The organism is Flavobacterium subsaxonicum WB 4.1-42 = DSM 21790, assembly GCF_000422725.1.
Classification (GTDB): Bacteria; Bacteroidota; Bacteroidia; order Flavobacteriales; family Flavobacteriaceae; genus Flavobacterium; species Flavobacterium subsaxonicum.
Map to the genome: position 1 here is coordinate 85,272 of NZ_KE383911.1, position 22,829 is coordinate 108,100.

Annotated in this window: 21 protein-coding genes; 19 read left to right on the forward strand and 2 right to left on the reverse strand. The window is 42.7% G+C overall.

The genetic code is table 11. From position 1 onward, the window contains the following. Nucleotides 1–40: 40 nt before the first annotated feature. The 19 genes from G509_RS0118765 to G509_RS0118865 all read left to right on the forward strand — a co-directional run bounded on the left by G509_RS0118765 (nucleotide 41) and on the right by G509_RS0118865 (nucleotide 20,982). The gene (locus G509_RS0118765) at nucleotides 41–1,042 is read left to right on the forward strand and encodes an AAA family ATPase (protein WP_026992949.1); all 1,002 of its coding nucleotides are present in this window, start codon (nucleotides 41–43) and stop codon (nucleotides 1,040–1,042) included. After that, nucleotides 1,042–2,373, forward strand: a complete 1,332-nt coding sequence (locus G509_RS0118770) for a DUF58 domain-containing protein (protein WP_026992950.1) — start codon at nucleotides 1,042–1,044, stop codon at nucleotides 2,371–2,373. The genes G509_RS0118765 and G509_RS0118770 overlap by 1 nt, the downstream gene beginning before the upstream one ends. A 42-nt stretch (nucleotides 2,374–2,415) precedes the next feature. Next, nucleotides 2,416–3,303 (forward strand): hypothetical protein, encoded by an 888-nt coding sequence (locus G509_RS0118775; protein ID WP_026992951.1) that lies wholly within the window; start codon nucleotides 2,416–2,418, stop codon nucleotides 3,301–3,303. Nucleotides 3,304–3,524: 221 nt separating this feature from the next. Continuing rightward, on the forward strand, nucleotides 3,525–4,316 hold the full coding sequence (locus G509_RS0118780; RefSeq protein WP_026992952.1) for a TrmH family RNA methyltransferase: 792 nt from the start codon (nucleotides 3,525–3,527) through the stop codon (nucleotides 4,314–4,316). A gap of 12 nt (nucleotides 4,317–4,328) precedes the next feature. Continuing rightward, nucleotides 4,329–4,847: a hypothetical protein gene (locus tag G509_RS0118785; RefSeq protein ID WP_026992953.1), complete on the forward strand. Its 519-nt coding sequence runs from the start codon at nucleotides 4,329–4,331 to the stop codon at nucleotides 4,845–4,847. A gap of 18 nt (nucleotides 4,848–4,865) precedes the next feature. Then, nucleotides 4,866–5,384 (forward strand): hypothetical protein, encoded by a 519-nt coding sequence (locus G509_RS0118790; protein ID WP_026992954.1) that lies wholly within the window; start codon nucleotides 4,866–4,868, stop codon nucleotides 5,382–5,384. Nucleotide 5,385: 1 nt separating this feature from the next. Next, nucleotides 5,386–5,940, forward strand: a complete 555-nt coding sequence (locus G509_RS0118795) for a cupin domain-containing protein (RefSeq protein ID WP_035739345.1) — start codon at nucleotides 5,386–5,388, stop codon at nucleotides 5,938–5,940. Nucleotides 5,941–6,375: 435 nt separating this feature from the next. Continuing rightward, nucleotides 6,376–6,651: an ArsR/SmtB family transcription factor gene (locus G509_RS0118800; RefSeq protein ID WP_026992956.1), complete on the forward strand. Its 276-nt coding sequence runs from the start codon at nucleotides 6,376–6,378 to the stop codon at nucleotides 6,649–6,651. Nucleotides 6,652–6,815: 164 nt separating this feature from the next. Then, nucleotides 6,816–7,568, forward strand: coding sequence for an SDR family NAD(P)-dependent oxidoreductase (locus G509_RS0118805; RefSeq protein WP_026992957.1), 753 nt, complete (start codon nucleotides 6,816–6,818; stop codon nucleotides 7,566–7,568). Nucleotides 7,569–7,711: 143 nt separating this feature from the next. Then, nucleotides 7,712–9,934 (forward strand): RelA/SpoT family protein, encoded by a 2,223-nt coding sequence (locus tag G509_RS0118815; protein ID WP_026992958.1) that lies wholly within the window; start codon nucleotides 7,712–7,714, stop codon nucleotides 9,932–9,934. Nucleotides 9,935–9,937: 3 nt separating this feature from the next. After that, nucleotides 9,938–10,339 carry a hypothetical protein gene (locus G509_RS0118820; RefSeq protein ID WP_026992959.1) on the forward strand — a complete coding sequence of 134 codons (402 nt, stop codon included), beginning with the start codon at nucleotides 9,938–9,940 and terminating at the stop codon, nucleotides 10,337–10,339. Nucleotides 10,340–10,420: 81 nt separating this feature from the next. Then, nucleotides 10,421–10,879 carry a Fur family transcriptional regulator gene (locus tag G509_RS0118825; RefSeq protein WP_026992960.1) on the forward strand — a complete coding sequence of 153 codons (459 nt, stop codon included), beginning with the start codon at nucleotides 10,421–10,423 and terminating at the stop codon, nucleotides 10,877–10,879. A 110-nt stretch (nucleotides 10,880–10,989) separates the two neighbouring features. Beyond that, nucleotides 10,990–12,261 (forward strand): adenylosuccinate synthase, encoded by a 1,272-nt coding sequence (locus tag G509_RS0118830; RefSeq protein WP_026992961.1) that lies wholly within the window; start codon nucleotides 10,990–10,992, stop codon nucleotides 12,259–12,261. A 301-nt stretch (nucleotides 12,262–12,562) separates the two neighbouring features. Next, the gene (locus G509_RS22530) at nucleotides 12,563–14,260 is read left to right on the forward strand and encodes an OstA-like protein (protein ID WP_035739346.1); all 1,698 of its coding nucleotides are present in this window, start codon (nucleotides 12,563–12,565) and stop codon (nucleotides 14,258–14,260) included. A 346-nt stretch (nucleotides 14,261–14,606) separates the two neighbouring features. Beyond that, nucleotides 14,607–15,800, forward strand: coding sequence for an aspartate aminotransferase family protein (locus tag G509_RS0118845; RefSeq protein WP_026992962.1), 1,194 nt, complete (start codon nucleotides 14,607–14,609; stop codon nucleotides 15,798–15,800). Nucleotides 15,801–15,902: 102 nt separating this feature from the next. After that, entirely contained in the window at nucleotides 15,903–17,300 is a 1,398-nt protein-coding gene (locus G509_RS0118850) for a tetratricopeptide repeat protein (protein ID WP_026992963.1), read from the forward strand. 122 nt (nucleotides 17,301–17,422) lie between these two features. Beyond that, entirely contained in the window at nucleotides 17,423–17,818 is a 396-nt protein-coding gene (locus G509_RS0118855; RefSeq protein WP_026992964.1) for a hypothetical protein, read from the forward strand. A 125-nt stretch (nucleotides 17,819–17,943) separates the two neighbouring features. Then, complete coding sequence (locus tag G509_RS0118860; protein ID WP_026992965.1) at nucleotides 17,944–18,687, forward strand: shikimate dehydrogenase family protein; 744 nt, start codon at nucleotides 17,944–17,946, stop codon at nucleotides 18,685–18,687. A gap of 144 nt (nucleotides 18,688–18,831) precedes the next feature. After that, the gene (locus tag G509_RS0118865) at nucleotides 18,832–20,982 is read left to right on the forward strand and encodes a DUF349 domain-containing protein (RefSeq protein ID WP_026992966.1); all 2,151 of its coding nucleotides are present in this window, start codon (nucleotides 18,832–18,834) and stop codon (nucleotides 20,980–20,982) included. Between the two features lie 156 nt (nucleotides 20,983–21,138). Here G509_RS0118865 and G509_RS0118870 read toward each other — a convergent pair whose 3' ends face one another. Next, a complete protein-coding gene (locus G509_RS0118870) occupies nucleotides 21,139–21,828 on the reverse strand; it encodes an HAD family hydrolase (RefSeq protein WP_026992967.1) in 690 nt (229 codons plus the stop codon). A gap of 2 nt (nucleotides 21,829–21,830) precedes the next feature. Then, the gene (locus G509_RS0118875; protein WP_026992968.1) at nucleotides 21,831–22,829 is read right to left on the reverse strand and encodes a phosphotransferase enzyme family protein; all 999 of its coding nucleotides are present in this window, start codon (nucleotides 22,827–22,829) and stop codon (nucleotides 21,831–21,833) included.

Below are 22,829 nucleotides of genomic sequence, written 5' to 3' on the forward strand. Positions count from 1 at the left end.
GGAAAACAACCAGCCGGAAACTACCCCAACAGAAAATATAATACCTGCCGTTGCAGAGCCCGAAAGCGAGAACCTTAACTTTAGGTCGAGACTGGATTTAGAGGCACTGCGCCAAACCATAGAGGCCGTAAAGCACGAAATTAATACCGTGATTGTAGGCCAGCATAAAATGATAGACCAGCTTTTGGTAGCCATACTATCTAACGGCCACGTGCTGTTAGAGGGTGTTCCCGGTGTGGCAAAAACCATTACGGCCAAACTGTTGAGCAAAACACTGTCGCTGGATTTTAGCAGGATACAGTTTACACCCGATTTAATGCCGTCGGATATTTTGGGTACATCGGTTTTCGATATGTCTAAATCGCAATTTACCTTCAAAAAAGGGCCTATCTTTTCTAACTTTGTGCTTATCGACGAGATTAACCGTGCCCCTGCCAAAACGCAGGCCGCCCTTTTTGAGGTTATGGAAGAGCGCCAGATTACCGTAGAGGGCACTACCTACCAGATGGAAGCGCCGTTTTTAACCATTGCCACCCAAAACCCTATTGAGCAGGAAGGTACCTACCGTTTACCGGAAGCGCAGTTAGACCGTTTTTTATTCAAAATTGTAATAGACTACCCTAAGTTAGACGAAGAGATTGCCATCCTTCAGCGTGAAAATGCTTTGCAGGACCGCCCTAAGTTAGAGAATATTAAAAAGGTACTATCGCAAGCCGATATTATTAAATACCAGGCACTTGTAAAACAAATTGTTATAGAGCCGCAGCTTATAGAATATATTGCCAAGATTGTTACCAATACAAGAGAGAATGCCTTTTTGTATTTAGGGGCGTCACCGCGTGCGTCTATCGCCATATTAAATGCTTCTAAAGGCTACGCCGCACTTAGGGGCCGCGATTTTGTAACGCCCGATGATATTAAAGAAAGCGCCATACCGGTACTGCAACATCGCGTTATGGTAGCGCCGGAGCGCGAAATGGAAGGCCTTACCAGCGAGCAGATCATCAAGCAGATTATAGACACCGTAGAAATTCCACGTTAATGAAGTGGCTTAAAAGCATATACCTTAACAACTTTACCTTTTATGTTTTTATAGGCATACTGGTATGTTTTGTGCTGGCTTATTTGTTCCCGGTACTGTACAACGCCACATGGCTGCTTATGTTTATATACCTGGGCTTTATAGTGGTCGACTTTTTGCTGCTTTTTGCCAGCAACCAGCGCTTTACCGCCTTTAGGGAAGCGCCCGAAAAACTCTCTAACGGAGACGAGAACCCGATAACCATACGGATAGAAAGCGGCTACGGTTTCCCGGTATCGCTTAAGGTAATAGACGAGATACCGGTACAGTTCCAGGTGCGTAATTTTGAGGTTACCCGCAAGGTTGGCGCCGGCATTACCGATGCCTTTGAGTATTTTTTGCGCCCTACAGAGCGTGGCGAATACTATTTTGGTAAGCTTAATGTGTACGCCTCCTCTCCGCTGCATTTGGTGGCACGCAGGTTTACCTTTGGCGATGGGCAAATGGTACCCACCTACCCATCGTACATTCAGCTGCGCAAGTACGACCTCATGGCCTTTAGCAACAGGCTGTTTCAGTACGGGTTAAAAAAAATACGCCGTATTGGGCACACTATGGAGTTTGAGCAAATTAAGGAGTATGTATCCGGAGACGACATCCGTACCATTAACTGGAAGGCCACGGCCAAGAAAAACCAGTTTATGGTTAACCAGTTTCAGGACGAGCGTTCGCAAAACGTGTACATGGCCATAGATAAGGGCCGTGTTATGAAAATGCCTTTTAACGGCCTGAGCCTGCTGGATTATGCCATTAACGCAACGCTGGTGCTCTCTAACGTTATCCTTAAAAAGCAGGACAAGGCGGGTATGTTTGCATTCTCTAAAAAAATAGAGAACCGCGTAGCTGCCGAAAGGCGGTCGAGCCAGATGCAAAAAATACTGGAAAGCCTTTACAACATTAAAACCGACTTTTTTGAAAGCGATTTTGGCCGCCTTTACGCCGATATTAAAAAGAACATTACCCAGCGCAGCCTGATTGTTTTATACACCAATTTCGAAACGCTCGATGGCCTTAAACGCCAGTTACCCTACTTAAAAGGTATTGCCAAGAACCACCTGTTGGTTGTAGTGTTTTTTGAGAATACCGAACTTGAAGACCTTATTCATAAAAAAGCGGGTAACATTCAGGAAATTTATGACCAGGTTATTGCCGAGAAATTCGCCTTCGAAAAAAGGCTTATTGTAAACGAACTGATGAAATACGGTATCTATTCGGTGCTCACAAAACCCGAAAACCTTACCATAGACAGCATCAATAAATATCTGGAAATTAAGGCACGCGGTATCCTGTAAATTTTTGGTTTAGGGTTAGGAGTTAAAATTACTATTATGAAAATGAAATACTTTCTTTCAATATTCGCACTTTTATTGTTTATAACCTCCTGCAAAAAAGAGGCGGAAGAACAAACAATAGCGCAACCCGTAACCGATACCGTAACGGCACCCAAACCTCAAATTGTGCCAACGGGCAATACCCGCACCATCATCGCGAACTTTATAGAGCGCAGGGACAGTATTAAAGTGCAGGTAAAGACGTTATCGCCTGAAAAGGCCAATGCTCTTTACGAAGCTTACAAAGTAGAAAACGACAGCGCTGTGCGTAAATTAGAGAAGTACGAAAGTAACATTACCGAAAATTACTACTCTTATTTTACTGCCGAAGAAGGCCGACCCGTTAGCGCGCCGGACTCTATTCAGCGTAAGGTAAACCTGCTAAAAAGTGCCGGGCTTGAATTTTGGGAAATTGGCGAAGGCTATGTCGAGATTCGTACCGTGCACGACTTTTACTATTCTATCTTTAAAAACTACGTAACGCCCGATTATAAAGACTTTTTACAGCAAACGGCCTATGAGGAAGATGACCTTTATTCTGCCGATGCCGGCATTGCCATACCATTCAAAGCCGTAGGCGAAAGGGTTATTTTTTGGGAGAATTACATTGCCCGATACCCCAACAGCAAGCTTACACAAGAGGCTACAGAAAACTATAAAAGCTACCAGTACGATTATCTCTTCGGGCAGGACAACACCCCCACGGTAGAATCTACAGACAATTCCATCTATCCCGAAAATCTTTCGGAATTTAATAGCTTTATAAAAAAATACCCCAACAGTTTTACCTCAAAATTAGCGCAACAGGTTATCGATAATAACGGCAAAAATTACGATGCCTTAAGGGTTGCCATACAAAAAGAGCAGGAAAAACATTTGCAACAAAAGTAAGAGCCTGTTTAAATTTTATTTTTGAGAATGGCTATAGGTTATTTTTGAGCGAAGCAAGGCAAATTTTTGAGGGATAGCAGCGCTATCATGATAAAATTTAACGCAGTTGCAGCCAAAAATAACCATAGGCAAATTATTAATAATTTTTAAACAGGCTCTAAAAATGTTTATACATATTGTAACTTTGCCACTTTGATACTCTGCAACCCTGCCACTTAAAAATGAAACAAATTACAAGCTCGCAAAACCCTTACATAAAACAACTGGTACTGCTACAGGAAAAAGCCAAAGCCCGCAGGCAAACCGGCACTTTTTTAATAGAGGGCCAGCGCGAACTGCAACTGGCGCGCAAAGGCGGCTACCAAATTGAGACTGCATTGTTTGTGCCCGAACTAATTTCGGAACCGGAAGTAAAAAGCCTTGCCGGCCGCCAGACTGAGTTGATAGAAATTAGCCGAGAGGTATATCAAAAACTGGCGTACCGCGATACTACCGAGGGTGTTATTGCCGTTGCCCAGAGCAAAAGCCTTAGCCTTGCCGATTTACAATTGGGCGAAAATCCGTTGATTTTAGTGGCCGAAGCTACCGAGAAACCGGGTAATATTGGCGCCATACTGCGCACGGCCGATGCCGCCAAAATGGATGCCGTTATTATAGCCGACCCAAAAGGCGACCTGTATAACCCCAACATTGTACGATCGAGCGTTGGCTGCCTGTTTACCAACCAGATAGCTACAGGTAGTACCAATGAAGTAATTTCTTTTCTAAAATCAAAAAAAATAAGTATTTATTGCGCTACATTGCAGGATTCTGCGTTGTATCATGAGCAGGACTACACAACGCCATCGGCACTGGTTGTGGGCACAGAGGCTACCGGGCTAAGCCAGCCGTGGCGCGACGCCTCTACCCAGAATATTATTATACCTATGCAGGGCGAAATAGACTCTATGAATGTAAGTGTAGCCGCAGCAATTTTGATTTTTGAAGCCAAAAGGCAACGCGGATTTAAATAACCAACAAACACAATGAAATTACTCTACGTTTTATTTTTACTTGCCGGATGCAGCGCCTTTGCCCAGAATATTGAGGCACTTTCGTGGAAGGAGGCCCGCCTTAACAACCGCCTGGACCTTACGGTAACTAAAAAAGAGTACGAAAAACTATACCGCGTGCCCGATAGCCTTATGGCTCCCGAAGATGGCGAAACCTGCACTAAAGGCGACGTTAAAATGCTATACCACAAAGGTGCAAAATTCGAGCTGGTTAATGATGTGCTGAGTTTTAGGAGTATCGATTTTACCAAGAACAGCCACACTTTTTTATCGTTTAAGTACGATTGGTTCGACCATACTACCACCCTTAAAAGCTTTAGGAAAACGTATCCGGCAGCATCGGAGTTTATGGAAGATTTTATAGCGGCCGACGGCGATGTGTATGATATGATTAGCCTGCTGCCCAAAGATACCCCCGATAATTACGAATGGCTTTTTTACTTTAACAACGGCAAACTGGTTATGATAGAGTGCCTTTTTGTTTGCGAATAATTTTTTTAGTTACCCCCGATGAAACTTTTACTTTACTTTTTATTTTTTACAAGCTTAACGGCACTGGCTCAAAACAACCAGGCTATTAACTGGGACGATGCCACTGTAAACAACAAGCTTACCCTTACTATTGCCAAACGCGATTTTGAGGCCATCTACAAAAAAGACTACACCCTAACCAACCCTACCGAATTTGAAACCTGCGGCACGCCCGATGAGGCTAACGTAAAAATGCTGCATTATAAAGACGTTACTTTTGAGGTAGACAACAACATGCTTAACTTCAGGAGCATTGTTTTCGACAGGAAGTTTACGTCTTCGTTTACGCATAAGGGCATCCGTTTCGACCAGAATACCACCTGGGAGGCCTTTTTAAAAACATTCCCCGATTCAGAAAAAACAAAAGAAACAGAGGCACTTGCCGATGGCACCTACACCATTGTAACGGTACCCGAAACCCCTGCCGAAGGCGAATGGGAGTTTCGCTTTAAGGCCGGCAAGCTGGCAGCGGTACATTATATGTTTTCATGCTATTAATATGCAGCAGCCCAAAACGTATTACAACCCCATAAACGGCGAGCGCACCACCATACTGGAAAGTGCCGAGCAAACCGGCGGGGCCTATACGCATTTTGAAGTCACCTTAAAACCGGGAGGTGGCAATCCGCTGCACTACCACACTAAATTTACCGAAGAGTTTATGGCCATTAAAGGGCCGTTAGGCTTACAACAGGGCAAACAAACCATACACCTGCAACCGGGGCAAAGCCTGTTGGTACCCATCCGCAGTCACCATCGCTTTTTTAACAATAGTGCCCAGGAAATAACCTTTAGGGTAAAGCTAACACCCGGCCAGCCCGGTTTCGAGAACTTTTTAAAAGTAATGTTTGGCCTTGTTAACGATGGGCAGACTGTTACCAAAAACCAAATCCCTAAAAATATTTACCACATTGCCGTAGTGTTTGTGTGGGGCGATACACACCTTACCAATCCTTTTTTTAAGTGGTTCTCGCCTTTAGTGCTGCTGTTTTATAAACGTGCCGTAAAACTGGGTATTGATAAAATGTTGTTGAAAAAGTATTGTGGGGAGTAGGTTTATCCGTATTTTTTGTCATTCTGACGAAGGAAGAATCTCTATAAAAATTTAACACCAATTTGTATCGTAAGGTTATTACACCGAGAGTCAAGCCTTTGGCGTAATGGGGTATGGCTGTATCTTACACAAAGGTTCGCAAAGAAGGCACAAAGATGCACAAGGCATAGGGTTTCAAATAGTAATCGTGGTATTCCATTTTTATGGATGAGACTGCCGCGGTCGTACCTCCCTCGCAGTGACGGCATGGGTACAGTTCGTATATCCTCTCCCATCTTCACGCACCGTCATCGCGAGGTACGAAGCGATCTCATTATTTTATAAACATTACAGATCAGATTATCCCTTTCCACATTAACCTCTTCCCCCCAAACGTTAACGCGTTAGGCAATCAAAAAATAAATTGATAAATTTGCATTTTTCAATACTACCATTATGAAACCTAAAGATATAGAGCGTATAAGCAAGGCATTGGGAGACCCCAACCGCCTGCGCATCATACAGGAAGTCAAAAAAAATACCTGCAGCACCCAATGTTCGCACATTGTAGATATGCTCGATCTGGCACAGCCATCGGTTTCGCACCACATTAAACAGCTTATAGATGCCGGGCTGCTTATCGCCCAAAAAGACGGTCGAAATATTAGCTATAGCATAGATAAAGAGGTGCTTGGAGAGTACATCAGCTTTCTTAACCATTTAAAAGAATAAATATTTATAGAAACATTTAAATATATCAATTTATATTTATAGCTTTGTACCGTCAGGTTCAGTAGCACAAAAATCAGCTTTAAAAATTTAAAGCTTTTTTTAAACTAAAAAACATTGATAAATATAAATATTTAAATATTTAATAACTACAAATTCAAACAATAATGAGTTTAATCTTAAAAGGCAAAGTAGCCATAGTAACCGGAGCCTCTAAAGGCATAGGCGCCGGCATAGCAAAAAGTTTAGCCGCTGCAGGTGCCGCAGTAGCTGTTAATTATGCAAGCAGCCGCGAGGGTGCCGATAAAGTTGTGGCACAAATAACGTCAGACGGTGGCCGTGCCCTGGCCGTACAGGGGTCGGTTAGTAATGCCAACGATGTTGCACGTATTTTTAACGAAACCAAAGATGCCTTTGGCCCAATAGATATTGTGGTTAACAACGCCGGCGTGTATAAGTTCGACGCGGTAGAAGACATAACTTTAGAGGAGTTCAACCATCAATTCGCAATCAACGTATACGGCCCAATATTAACTACACAGGAGGCCTTGAAGCATTTTCCGTCGAGTGGCGGTAACATTATCAACATCAGCTCGGTAGTAAGCATTAGCCCCGGCCCTAACAGTGCTATATACTCTTCTACAAAAGGTGCGTTAGACACCCTTAGCCGAGAACTGGCTATAGAGCTGGCGCCAAGAAACATCCGTGTAAACGTGGTAGCCCCGGGTCTTACCGAAACCGAAGGTACAGAAACCGCCGGTATTAAGGGTTCTGATTTTGAAAGTACCATAATTGCCAACACCCCGCTTAAGCGTGCCGGCCAGCCCGACGACATTGCACGGGTGGTAACCTTTTTAGCGTCAGACGATTCGGCGTGGCTTACCGGCGAGCGCATAAGCGCTTCGGGCGGGCTGCATTAATCGTTAGCCATAAAATAACCAAAAAGGGGTTCGGGAAATTTTCCGCGCCCCTTTTTTATTTTGCAAAAGCCACGCAATCGGCAGCGCAAAACACTTGCATTTGTTAAACCTTTTACGTACTTTTAAAGCAGATGAAAGATGATATGATTGAGATTGATATAGAACAGGAAAACAAGGCAATTGCCAAAGAATATAAGGAATTACTGCGCATAAGCTATCAAACGCTATCTGAAGACGATAAGAAACTGATACGCAAAGCTTTTGATGTGGCGGTAGATGCCCATAAAGACCAGCGCCGTAAATCGGGCGAGGCGTATATCTTCCACCCCATTGCGGTGGCCAAGATAGTCGCGTCTGAAATTGGCCTTGGGGCAACCTCTATTGCCTCTGCCCTGCTGCACGATGTGGTAGAAGATACCGATATTACTGTGGAAGACATTAAAAAAATGTTTAACCCAAAAGTGGCACAGATAGTAGAGGGCCTTACTAAAATTGCACAGGTAAAGACCGACCAGGAAATATCGATGCAGGCAGAGAATTTCCGTAAGATGCTCCTTACCCTTAACGATGATGTTAGGGTAATACTTATTAAGCTGGCCGACCGCCTGCACAACATGCAGACTATGGAGAGCATGGCCGATTATAAGCAGGCCAAAATAGCATCTGAAACCTTATACATTTACGCGCCCCTGGCCCACCGCCTTGGGCTGTACAACATTAAAAACCAGTTGGAAGACCTTGGCCTTAAATATACCGAACCTGCCGTTTATAACGACATTGTTGGTAAAATGAAGGAAACCAAAGAAGAGCAGGATGCTTACATAAAAGCCATATCTGATGTGCTTAAAACATCGCTGGACAGCGAGGGTATTGAATACACCATTAAGGGCAGGCCAAAATCCATCTACTCCATCCGACGTAAAATGATGGCGCAGGGCGTAAGTTTTGATGAAGTGTACGATAAGTTTGCGCTCCGCATCATCTACAAATCCAATTCGCACGACGAAAAATTCATAGCCTGGAAAATATATTCTATTGTGACCGACCATTACCGCCCAAGCCCAAGCAGGCTGCGCGACTGGATCTCGTCGCCTAAATCTACCGGATATGAAGCCCTGCACATAACCGTAATGGGCCCTAAAGGCCGTTGGGTAGAAGTGCAGGTGCGTAGCGAACGCATGGACGAGGTGGCCGAAAAAGGCTACGCTGCCCATTACAAATACAAACAGGGCGCCAATACCGAAGAGCATGGGCTCGAAACCTGGCTTAACCTGCTTAAAGAAGCTTTGGAAAACTCGGCATCTAACGCCGTAGATTTTGTGGAAGACTTTAAGCTGAACCTTTATGCTAAAGAAATTTATGTGTTTACCCCTAAAGGGGAAATAAAGTCGCTACCCAAGGGTGCCACATCGCTGGATTTTGCATTCAGCATCCACTCAGAAATCGGTATCCGGACTCGTGGCACAAGGGTCAACGGCAAGTTAGTACCCCTAAACCATGTGCTAAACAGCGGCGACCAGGTGGAGGTTATAACATCGCAAAACCAAAAACCCAATTCGCACTGGCTGGATTATGTTACCACGGCCCGTGCCAAGAATAAAATTAAGAATGTACTTAACGAAAACACCAAGCTTATTGCCGAAGATGGTAAAGAACTACTAACCCGTAAGCTGCGCCACCTTAAAATTACCTTTAACGAGGCTACGGTAAACGAGTTGGTTAGCTATTTTAAGCTTAAAACCAGCCTGGACTTATTTTACCGCGTAGGCGTAGGTACAATTGACAACCAGCAACTTAAAGACTATGCCGCCCTTAAGAGCAATAGTTTTATGAACTTTTTTAAGGGCAAAATTAAACGCACCCCTAACCTGCCACAGGAACAGGTGCAAAAAGAAGAGCTTAGCCGCAATTACGACCTGCTTGTTTTTGGCAAGAACGAAGATAAGCTGGATTATAAGCTGGCCAACTGCTGCAACCCTATTCCCGGCGACGATGTTTTTGGTTTTGTTACTATTAACGAGGGCATTAAAGTACACAAACGCGACTGCCCCAATGCCATAAGGCTGCAAAGCAACTACGCCTATCGTATTATCCAGGCCAAGTGGATAGACTCCAGCCAGGAAGAGTTTAAGGCTACCCTTAAAATTACGGGTATGGACTCCCTTGGGCTTACCAACGAGCTTACTAAGGTAATATCGGGCAACATGCACGTTAACATCCAGAGCATATCGCTTAGCGGTAACGCCGGTATTTTTAACGGGCAGCTAACGGTAGTGGTTCAAAACAACACCATCCTTAAAAAACTTATAGAAAACATTAGAAAAATAGACGGTATAGATAAGGTGACAAGGATTTATAATAATTAGATCATGAAGAAAACACTATTGCTGTTACTATTTTTTGCAGCACAAAATAATTTTTGCAATGCCCAGCAAAGTATCAAAAAAGGCGAAATAGAAGTTACCGAGAAGAATGTTTCTAAAAAATGGGTTTTAGAAGACATTATAAATCCGGAAAAAACAAAAGAAGAAATAGCCGAGCTTAAAGATATGCTAAGCTATGTATGGCTAAAGTTTAATGAAGATAAAACCTATTCTAAAGATTTTATTATCGTGATAGACGGAACGTGGACTTTAGATAAAGACAAAAAAACAATTAACACCACAGATAAAAAAGGTAAAGATACCTGGACAATACATTCGCTTACTAAAGACAGGATAACACTTTCTCTTAACGATTCAAAGCAAAAGGTAGTGCTTAAGGCAGGATAATAAGCCATTTATCTTAATCCGCAAGTTAGTATCATCACTTCAAAAAAATTAGTTTATCTTTGCACATTGATTCATAAAACCATGGAAAATAATAAAAACCAGGATATTGTAAAAAATGTCTTCACAAAATTCCTGGAAGACAAGGGCCACAGGAAAACTCCTGAGCGCTACGCCATATTACAGGAAATTTACAACAGCCTTGAGCATTTTGACATTGAATCGCTGTATATTAAAATGAAGAACAAAAACTACCGTGTTAGCCGCGCAACGCTATACAACACGATAGAATTGCTGTTAGAATGCGGCCTGGTTAGGCGCCACCAGTTTGGCCAGAACCAAAGCCACTACGAGAAATCGTATTTTGATAAACAGCACGACCATATTATTATGACCGATACCGGAGAGGTAATTGAGTTTTGCGACCCAAGGATACAGTCTATTAAAAAAACAATAGAAGAGATTTTTGGTATTGAAATTCATAACCATTCTTTATACCTTTACGGCAATAAAAAACAGCCCGCCGCCGAGACCGAGAGTTAATTAAACCCGGGCTTGTGCAATGGCAAAGCAAACCAACCCTGCATAAGGATTGGTTTTTGTTTTTAAAAGATTATAACATTTACGCAAAATATAAACAAACTTAAAAAGGAATGACCGTAGATTTACTGCTCGGATTACAGTGGGGCGACGAAGGCAAAGGAAAAATTGTTGATGTACTCACTTCTGGATATGATATTATTGCCCGTTTTCAGGGAGGCCCAAATGCAGGCCACACTTTGGAGTTTGACGGCATAAAACACGTGTTAAGAACTATACCATCGGGTATTTTCCATAAAAAATCGGTTAATATTATTGGTAACGGTGTAGTTATAGACCCGGTAGTTTTCCAGAAAGAGCTGGAAGGACTGGAGAAATTTAATATCGACATTAAATCGCGTCTTCTTATTTCGCGTAAAGCCCACCTTATATTGCCAACCCACCGACTTTTAGATGCTGCATCTGAGGCTTCTAAGGGCAAAGCAAAAATTGGCTCTACCCTTAAAGGTATTGGCCCAACCTATATGGATAAAACCGGCAGGAACGGCATACGTGTTGGCGATATAGAGCTTACTAACTTTAAAGACCACTACCGTGCCCTGGCAGATAAGCACCAGGCCATGATAGACTTTTATAACGTAGACCTTGAGTACGATCTTGAAGAGCTTGAAACAGAGTTTTTTGAAGCCGTTGAAGTTTTAAAAACACTACAGTTTATTGATAGCGAAGAGTACCTTAACAAAGCCATGAAAGAAGGAAAATCGATCCTTGCCGAAGGTGCACAGGGTTCTCTTTTAGATATCGACTTTGGTACGTATCCGTTTGTAACATCTTCTAACACCACTGCTGCAGGTGCATGTACCGGTTTAGGTATTGCCCCAAACAGGGTTAAAGATGTATTTGGTATATTTAAGGCATACACTACCCGTGTGGGTAGCGGCCCTTTCCCTACTGAGTTGTTTGACGAAGACGGTGCTACTATGGCACGCGTTGGTAACGAGTTTGGCTCGGTTACCGGCAGGGCGCGCCGTTGCGGCTGGTTAGACCTTGTTGCACTTAAATATGCGGTTCAGGTTAACGGTGTTACACAATTGTATATGATGAAGGGCGATGTACTTTCGGGCTTTGATACCCTAAAAGTGTGTACTGCCTATAAATATAAAGGAGAAGAAACATCGTACCTGCCTTACAACATTGAGCCGGAAAATGTTACCCCGGTATTTGTTGAGAAAAAAGGCTGGGCTGCCGATCTTACAGGTATGACTACCTATGAGGAGCTTCCGGCAGAACTTAAAGAATACATTGAGTTTATAGAAAAAGAGGTAGAAGTACCTATAAAAGTTATCTCGGTGGGCCCGGACAGGACCCAGACGATAATGAAATAATTTTTAAAAGGCCGTTCGAGAGAATGGCCTTTTTGTTTTCATCCTCTCCCCAACCCTCTCCACACGAGCGCAGCTAACTGGCGAAGCAAAGGAGAGGGATAGCTCACTCAACCGTTGTTGAAATGCATTAGTCATATCCGAACTGTACCCGTTTTCGGCTCCCCTCTCCTTCGGAGAGGGGTTGGGGGTGAGGACTGAAACGAACAACAATCCCTCCCCAAAATTTTCGTTTTAATCTTCGGTAAAAGCGGCCTGCTTATTGTAATGTATTTTACGTAAATTTGCCACAAAATTCTTAGCCTTGAAAAAACTCTTTTTCATTATAATAAGCATCGTCCTTTGGGGCGTACCCTCTGTTGCACAGGATAAAAAGAAGATAATTATAGAAAATGCCGACTTTATAGACCGCAACCAGACCGAGATTCCCGGGGCTGTGGTGCTTACCGGCAACGTTCGCATTTTGCACGATGGCGTTAAAATGTCGTGTAACAAAGCCTACCAGTTTGAAAGCGAGAACTATATAAAAGGTTTTGGTAACGTGGTTATGAACCAGGGCGATACCATTTTTATGAACAGCAAATATGCCGAATACAACGGCGACAAAAAGTTTGCTTTTGCCAGTGGCGATGTTAGCATGCGCTCTCCGGAAATGCGCCTTACTACCGATACCGTTTATTTTGACCGTAACATTCAGGAGGCCTATTACAACTCCTACGGCACCATTGTAAACGACAAGAACACCCTAAAAAGCAAGTCGGGCCGTTATTTTATGACCCAGAAAAAATACCAGTTTACCACCGCGGTTACCCTTACCAATCCAGAGTATGTAATGAAATCCAACCATCTGGATTACTTTACCAATTCGGGGCACTCCTACGTTTTTGGGCCAACCACCATTACCGGTAAAACCAGTTTTATTTATACCGAAAAAGGCTTTTACGACACCAAGAAAAACGTGGCGCACCTGCTTACCAAATCGTACATAAAATACGATACCCAGCTTATTAAGGGCGACAGTATTTATTACGACCGAAAGCGGGAATTTTCATCTGCCACCAATAACGTAAGCGTTACAGATACTGTAAATAAATTCGACATTAAAGGCCATTATGGCGAGGTTTACAAACTAAAAGATTCGCTTTTTATAACCAAACACGCCGTTGCAACCACGTTGGTAGAACAGGATTCGCTTTACACCCACGCCAAGCGCATGGTGGTTACCGGCAAGCCGGGCTTCAGGATTATGAGGGGGTATAACGATGCCCGTTTTTATAAAACCGATATGAGCGGCAAGTGCGACTCCATACACTCTAACGAGGCTATTGGCCTTACGCAGCTTATTAAAAGGCCGGTAGTGTGGAATGGCGAAAGCCAGGTAACCGGAGATGTTATCCACCTTATAAGTAATAGCAAGACCGAGCAACTCGATTCCATCAAAGTCCTCAACAATGCGTTTATCGTACAAAAAGATACTATATGGTCTAAAGTGCACCCTGATAAGCCCCGGTACAGCCAGATTAAGGGTGTAAACCTGTACGGTAAATTCAGAGATAATAAACTGTATGAAATAGACCTTATAAAAAACACCGAGAAGCTGTACTATATGTATAACGATGGCGGTACTGAGCTAATTGGCATCGATAAAGGCATTAGCAGCAAGATACACATAGAGCTGGAAAATAACCAGATTGTAGTGGTACAGTCGCTTGTAATGCCAAAGAGCACCAGCTATCCTGATGCCGACCTGGATGAAAATGCACGCAAGCTTAAAAACTTTGTTTGGCGGGGCGACGAACGGATACTGACAAAGGATGATATTTTTCCGCAGGAAGAAAAAGACCTGCATGAGGCCATCCTTAAAAAAACCCGCGCGACCGCAAAAGTAGTAGACAAACCTATGGAGGTAATGCAGGAAACCCTGGATTACGATAAAGACCACCCGAAACCTAAGCCAAAGCCGGAGGCAGCTCCGCCGGCAGCAGCCAAGAGTGGGCAGTAAACAGTATTCAGTTTACAGATTGGGCAGCAGTCAGTGTTCAGTTTACAGTCGCGGTTTCCAGATTGGGCAGTAGTCAGTGTTCAGTCGCAGTTTACAGTCGCGTTTGTCATTCTGAGCGGAGTGCAACGGAGTCGAAGAATCTATATAAATCACTATCTCATAAAGATAAGTCAAGCAAAACTAATACACTATTTGTCATTCTGAGCGGAGTGCAACGGAGTCGAAGAATCTCACATAAAGAATGAATACGCAGTATGTTATACGTAACGAAATCAGAACATCATAAAAGATTTCTCCTATCGTCGAAATGACATTACCTGCGTAAAAATTACAAGAATAAAATACCATGATTAACGATTTTTACAACTACCAGGCACAAACCTCCCCCTACCCGTTAGGCATGGAAGTTTCGCATGCCGAGGGCTCTTATATATACGATACCGCCGGTAAATCGTACCTTGATTTTGTGGCTGGCGTATCGGCAACCAGCCTTGGGCACAAAAATGCCCGCATTAACCAGGCCATTATAGACCAGCTAAATAAATACAGCCACGTAATGGTGTATGGCGAATATGCCCAGAACCCGGCAACAGAATTATGCCGCCTTTTGGCTGAAAACATGCCTGCCCCGCTTAGCAAAACATACCTTACCAACAGCGGTACTGAGGCTACAGAGGGTGCCCTTAAACTGGCGCGCAGGGTAACAGGCAGGAGCCAGCTTATTTCGTGCCATCATGCTTATCATGGCAATACAATGGGCTCAATGAGCGTTATGGGTCATGAGGAGCGCAAGCAGATATTTCGTCCCCTGGTGCCCGATGTAGATTTTATTACGTTTAACAACGAAGAAGACCTGCAAAAAATAACCACCAAAACAGCCGGTATTATACTGGAAACTATACAGGGAGGCGCCGGATTTATTCAGCCGCATAACGACTTTCTTAAAAAAGTAAGGCAGCGCTGTACCGAAGTAGGCGCCGTTATGATACTCGACGAAATTCAGCCCGGCTTTGGCCGTACCGGTAAATTATTCGGGTTCCAGAATTATGATGTAGTGCCCGATGTTGTTGTAATGGGCAAAGGCATGGGCGGTGGCATGCCGGTGGGTGCATTTACGGCATCGCCAGCCATGATGGATTTGCTAAGCCACGACCCTAAATTGGGCCATATAACCACTTTTGGCGGCCATCCGGTAATTGCTGCGGCTTGTTTGGCTACCTTGCAGGAAATACTGGAGACTGACATTATGGCGCAGGCGCTTGAAAAAGAAAAATTGTTCCGCAGCCTGTTAGTGCACCCGCTTATTACAGAGGTGCGCGGCGAAGGCCTTATGATTGCCGCCATGACCGAAAGGCCCGATATAACTGACGAAGTTATACTTAGGTGCCACAAAAGAGGCCTTATTTTATTCTGGCTTTTGTTCGAAGGGCGCGCCATCAGGATAACACCGCCACTAACCATCTCTAATGATGAAATTAAAGAAGGGTGTGGCATTATTATTGAAGTTATGAACGAGATTCTTGAAGAACAAAAAAATTAACTTTAAAAATTGTTAATTAAATTGTTTAAAAGAAATCTAAACAAATTCCTTTTTAGCTAAAGTTTTCGTAACTTTAAGAAGGATAATTTTAAACAAAGGAGTATGAATCTGAGCCACGAAGAAGAAGATCGCAGTTTATCCCTATCAAAATTTGAGTCGATGCTGAAAACCAACAAAGTTTTCTTTTTTGACTCTGAGGAGTTTGAAGATATCATCCTTCATTACCTCGATACCGGAAAAATTAATTTGGCTAAGAAGGCCTTAAAATTGGGCCTGGAACAACATCCCAGGTCAACAGGCTTAAAATTAGTACAGGTAGAAATTTTAGTTTTTGATGATAAGCTTGATATCGCCGAAAGGTTATTAAACGACCTGTACGCTATTGAGCCAACTAATGAAGAAATTTACATACAAAAAGCCAATATTTACAGCAAGAGAGACCAACATGACAAAGCTGTAGAATACCTTGAAATTGCCCTTAAATATACCGATGACTTTGCCGATGTGTACTCGCTTATTGGCATGGAATACCTTTTTATGGACAATTTAGAACTTGCTAAAGAGAGTTTTATTAAGTGCCTGGAAGAAGATACCGAAGACCACTCTGCACTGTATAACGTAGTGTATTGCTTCGACTTTTTAGACCAGAACCTTGAGGCTATCGAGTTTTTAAACAGCTTTATAGACAAAAACCCGTACAGCGAGGTAGCATGGCACCAACTGGGCAGGCAGTACCACGCCATAAAAGATTATGAGGGTGCCCTGCGCGCGTTTGAATATGCCACGCTTATAGACGATAGTTTTCTGGGTGCGTTTCTTGAAAAAGCAAAAACATTAGAAAAACTAAAACGTTGGGAAGATGCCATTGCCTGCTACCAGACCACTATGGAGTTAGACGATCCTACGTCTTTTGCACTGCTGCGTGTGGGTAAATGTTACGAGCGCCTTGGTAATTTAGAAAAAGCACTTAAATACTACCTGAAAACGGTTCACGAAGACCCGTTGTTAGATAAAGCCTGGATAGCCATTACCGACTTTTACATTCGCCGTAAAAACTACCAGAAAGCACTTTACTATGTAAACAAGGCTATTGGCATAGATAACGAAAACAAACTGTACTGGAAACGCTACGCCACCATTAACAATGCCCTGCATTTTCATGAAGAGGCTGAGGAAGGCTACCGTAAAGCAGTAGAGTTTGGCGATTATGCTGTAGATACGTGGTTATTCTGGACCGATACGTTACAGTTTTTAGGTGAGTATGATACTGCCATTAACACCCTATTACAAGCCTGCGAATACTATCCTGAAGAATACGAGATTGAATACCGCCTTGCCGGTTTGTACATTATGATGCAGGAAACAGATAAAGGCGTTTTTCACCTTAGTAACGGTTTAAGGCTTAACTACAAGCACCATACCTTGCTGGAAGATTACTTTCCTAACGAATTCGCAAGTCCGTTAGTGCAGGAAATCATTACAAAGCATAAAAAGAAATAATTTTTTATAACATATAAAAATCCGGCACTCTGCTAAAGCGGTATGCCGGTTTTTTATGCCGTATAATTTGTATATTACTATCTTCGTTAATCTTATTAATATCATACGATAATTTGCCTGCTATGAAAAGAATACTCTTTATATTATTATTAGTGCAATGCACTGTTTTTAGTCAGGAAATTAAAGAAGCTGAGGTAGCTGATACCCTAAAAACCGAAATATCATTACTTAGCCCGGAAAACCTTAAAACAATTAATGTTCAGATTTCCAAATTTATAAATGTTCCACCTAATACTCCTAAAGGAGTTTATAGGGTATATATAAAATTTAAAATATTGGAAGACAACACCCTAAGCGATCTTAAAATAGTAAAAGACCCCGGCTATGGCTTAGGTAACGAAGTAAAAAAAGTTTTTAACAAACTCCCCTCAACCGATCCAGATTTTATTTTAAAGCTTAAAGGAGACAATAAAGTTGGTTTTTTCTATTTACCTGTAACCGTACATATTCTCAAATAATTACCCTCTTTATTTTTCTAAACTTTATAAAATAATTAAAAGATATAAGATAAATCCCTACTTTAGGCATACCATTAATACTGTGTAAAACGCAGTTATCATTGTAATATGAATCATTTACTTAAATGAAACCAAAGATATTTGGCCTTGTAGGCCGCAACATAAGCTATTCGTTTTCGGCGGGGTATTTTAAAGAAAAGTTTAAAAAAGCCAACCTTAAAAAATACACCTACACCAATTTCGACATCCCAACCATTAAGCAACTGCCCGATATTTTGCGCCTTACCAAAGGCTTAAAAGGGGTTAACGTAACCATTCCGTATAAAGAAGAGGTTATTCCGCTACTGGATTCGCTTTCTAAAAACGCCAGAATAATTGGCGCGGTTAACACCATTACCATAGATAAAAAAGGCCGCACTAAAGGTTATAACACCGATCATTACGGCTTTAAAAAGGCACTCAAGCCTTTGTTAGAAGAGCATCATACCAAAGCCCTGATATTAGGTACAGGTGGGGCATCTAAAGCTATTGCCTATGCCCTTCGCAAATTAAATATAGAGTACGATTTTGTTTCGCGCACCGGTACCGATGTTATTTATGCGTACCAGGACCTTACGCCCGAAGTATTTGCCGACTATCAAATTGTTATCAACACCACCCCTATTGGTACCTTTCCGGAAGTAGATGCTGCCCCACCATTAGATTACGCGTTGTTTACACCCAACCATATTGCGTTCGACCTGGTGTATAACCCGGAGGAAACCAAATTCTTACGGCTGGCCAAGGCTCAGGGTGCGGCCACTAAAAACGGGTACGACATGCTGGTGCACCAGGCAGAAAAGGCCTGGGCAATATGGAATAAAAAATAATTCTTACGTAACCTTTAATTAAAATCGCATTTTTTGTTTCAAAAAAATAACAAAAGTGATAGAAATTAATGTTTTTCTTTGAATTTTAAACTGCCTTTACTATCTTTCGGCAATAAAGCAGTTAAACCCTTAAGCATTTATACAATGTTAGAAGAAAAGAATGATAACCTGCAAAACGCAGATGGAGAGCTATTGAACGAAGCAAGCAGCAATTTTGAGAATGGCTACATACCTCATAACAAGGCTGTAGACAACAACGATGTACCGGATGATATTGATGATATTACCCAGATACATGAAACTGAGGGGCAACTTCCGTTTGCTCCCGAAGAGGTACTTAGTGCCGGCCGCGAGGCTACTGCGCCCGAGGTAACCGAAGTTCCTGCCGCTGTTGCAGAAGATGTTGCCGCTCCGGAAGTTGCCGAAGAAGAAATTCCGGCTGCCGAAACTGCTAACGAAGAAACTCCTGAAGCTACTACAGAGGATACCCACGAAGAGGTGGCTACCGAAGAAAATACAGAACATACCGATAGCCATGAAGGCGATGACGAAGCTACCGAAGAGGTGCCAAGTTATGAAGCCCATAGCATGGAAGAGCTTACAGCCGAACTTGAAAAGTTTGCCGAAGCAGATAAGGTTATGTCAGTCAAAAACCATGTGGAAGAAATCCGCAGGGAATTTTATAACAAGTACAACCATTTTATAGAGGAGAAAAAAGACGAGTACAGCCACGAACACAACGGCGATACTACGGAGTTTGAATACCATTTTCCGCTAAAAAATAAATTCGACGCCCTTTACAACCAGTACAGGGATAAGAAAAATTCGCATTTTAAAAAGCTGCAGACAGATCTTAAAGGCAACCTCGAAAAAAGGCTTGCTATTGTAGAGGAGCTTAAAAACCTTGCCGAAGGTGGCGAGAACATGAAAGATGCCCTTAAACAGGTTAACGACCTGCGCGAGCGTTGGAAAAACGCAGGGCCTATACCCCGCGATAAGTACAACCACGTTTGGAACAACTTCCACTTTCATATCGAGCGTTTTTACGATCACCTGCATTTAGACCGCGAAGCGCGCGACCTTGATTTTAAACACAACCTGGAGCAAAAACAAAAGATTATTACCCGTGTTGAAGAACTGGTTAATGAGGCCGATGTTAACAAGGCTTTCCGTGAGTTGCAGGCGCTGCACAAGATATGGAAAGAAGAGATTGGCCCGGTATCACGCGATCATCGCGAGGAGCTTTGGAACCGCTTTAGCGAGCTTACCAAGCAACTGCATGACAAACGCGAAGAGCTGTTTGCCAAAAGCCGCGAGGTAGAAAATGAGAATTTAGAGAATAAACGAGATATTATTGCCCGTATTAATGCTATTGCTGCCGAAAAAATTACGGCGCACAATGCATGGCAGGGCCAGATTGACCGTGTAGAAGGGCTTCGTGAGGAGTTTTTTAAAGCGGGCAAGGTGCCAATAGAGGTTAACGAAGATACATGGGCATCATTTAAAGCGGCTGTAAGGAATTTTAACTCGTCTAAGAACTCTTTTTATAAAGACATTAAAAAAGACCAGCAAACTAACCTAAACCGCAAACTGGCGCTTGTAGAAAAAGCCAACGCTCTTAAAGACAGCGAAGACTTTGAAACCACTACAACCACCATGAAGCAAATTCAGGACGAGTGGAAAACTATTGGCCATGTGCCACGCAAGTATTCTGACAGTGTTTGGAAAGACTTTAAGGCGGCGTGTAACCATTACTTCGACAGGCTGCATGCTAACCGCAACGAGGCTAATAAAGAAGAGATAGACGCTTTTGATAAGAAAAAAGAATACCTTGATAACCTTAAGGATTTTGAACTTACCGGAGATCATAAAACCGATCTTGATGCGATTAAAAAACACATTGAGAACTGGAAATCGTTTGGGCGTGTGCCACAGGCAAGAAGGCATATAGAAGGTAAATTTAACAAAATACTGGATGCCCTTTTTGATAAGCTAAGCCTTTCTAAAAAGGAAACCGATATGGTTAAGTTTAGCAGCAGGCTTGAACAAATGGCCGATGGCGATGATAGCCGCAGCCTGCAAAACGAGCAGTTGTTTATAATGCGTAAGATTGATGAGATACAAGGTGAGATTTTCCAGCTGGAAAATAACATTCAGTTTTTCTCTAAGTCGAAAGGCAAAGGCGAAAACCCTTTCTTAAAAGAGGTAACCAAGAATATAGAGCGCCAGCGCGAAGAGCTTAAAACCTGGAAAGATAAGCTTAAGCAAATTCGAAACCTGAACAAACCGGAATAAATAGTAAACCAGCCTGAGGGCTGGTTTTTTTATGAGTAGTTTAAACCTACAAGGTTCTAAAAACCTTGCAGGTTGGTGTAGTGATTACCTGCGCTGTAAATTCCTGCAAGGTCTCTAAGACCTTGTAGGTATATAATAGCTATATAGATCTCCCTATTACTTCGCCAGCAAAGGCAGCACATCAATAATATTGGTAAGCACTGTAAATTTATCATGAACAATTTCATGGTCTATGCGCTCGTGTGCCCAGGTGGTTCTAAAAGGCACATGGCAGGCATAGCCGCCAACCTGTAACACCGGCAACACATCTGATTTTAACGAGTTGCCAATCATCATAAATTCAGATGCCTTAATATCAAGTCGCCCCAAAAGCTTCTCATAATTAAGTGCCTCTTTATCGGCCATAACTTCTATATGGTGAAAGTAATGCCCCAACCCGGAATCGTGCAGTTTGCGCTGCTGGTCTTTTAAGTCGCCTTTAGTTGCAACCACAAGTTTGTAGTTACCGTGCAGGGCCGCAAGGGTTGCCTCTACCCCATCTATCAATTCAATAGGCTTTTGCAACAGTTCTTTCCCTAAATCTAAAATACGCTCAATATGCTTAGATGTTACCGTACCGTTAGAAACGGCAATAGCAGTTTCTATCATACTCAATATGTACGATTTAATTCCGTAACCATACAGCGGCAGGTTAGCAATCTGGGTTTTAAAAACCTCTGCCGAAAGCCCCTGGTGCGAAAGGTAATCTTCCATAAGGCCGCAAAATTTCTTTTCGGTTTCCTCAAAATACGGCTCGTTTATAAACAACGTATCGTCGGCGTCAAAAGCTATAACTTTAATATCCATTTTTAGTTAGGTGTAGTTTCGGTTAGCAAGTACATATCATAATAGCGTTTAACCAGCACGGTTACAAAACGCTTAACATAGGCTTCGTTAAAAAAGGTATTGCTCCAGTTATCAAACCTGTTGATTTGCACGCCAAGGTAAAAAAAGTACAGCGCAACACCAAGGTGCGGCAGCAGTCGTTTTTCTTCCGCGCTAAGCGGAGTAACCGACTCATACCCTTCCAGAAAATTTTTAACTTTACTGTCGCAAACCGCCTGGTCGCGCTCCAGGCTGTGCAGTTGCAATACATAATAAGCAACATCCAGGCACAGCCAGCCGTTGCCACAAAAATCAAAATCAAAAATACTAATTGCGCCCTCTTTGCTTACCGCAATATTATCAAACCAAATATCCAGGTGTACCACTCCAGTACGTATATTAGTTGTATCAGCATTTTCAATTTCTTGCAGCAAATGCTTTTGGGCACTCTGCATAAAGTCCAGTTCGTTGCCCGGTTGTAAGTACTGTTTAAGCGCCTCTAACGGGTCGTGTAATAAAACTTTGGGCGTATAAGTAACCCTATCGATTTTTAAATTTTGGGTAATAACGTGCATTTGCCCCATTAATGCACCAATTTTATAATGCAGTTCTTCGGGAGAATTGTGCAGCTTTTCGCCCTCAACATACGTAAACATTACGCCATAGCGCAGGCCTTCAGGTGCTTCCAATTGCTGGATATAGTCACCCTTAGCATCCTTTACCGCATGCGAAACCGTAATGCTGCTATCGTTAAGAAAGTCCAGCAGGCGAATTTCCTCATTAATATCGGTCAGCGTGCGCCAGTCTAAACTATACAATCTAAACACCAAGTTAGCATCGCCCGATTTTACCAGATAGGTATGATTAACCCCCGCTTTTAGCAGGCTGGTTTGCGAATCCTGTGGCAGGTTGTACTGTTCAACCAGTAAATTATTAAGGTGTGTTTTGGATAAAATAGACGACGTTACCGGAAAATGGCTCAT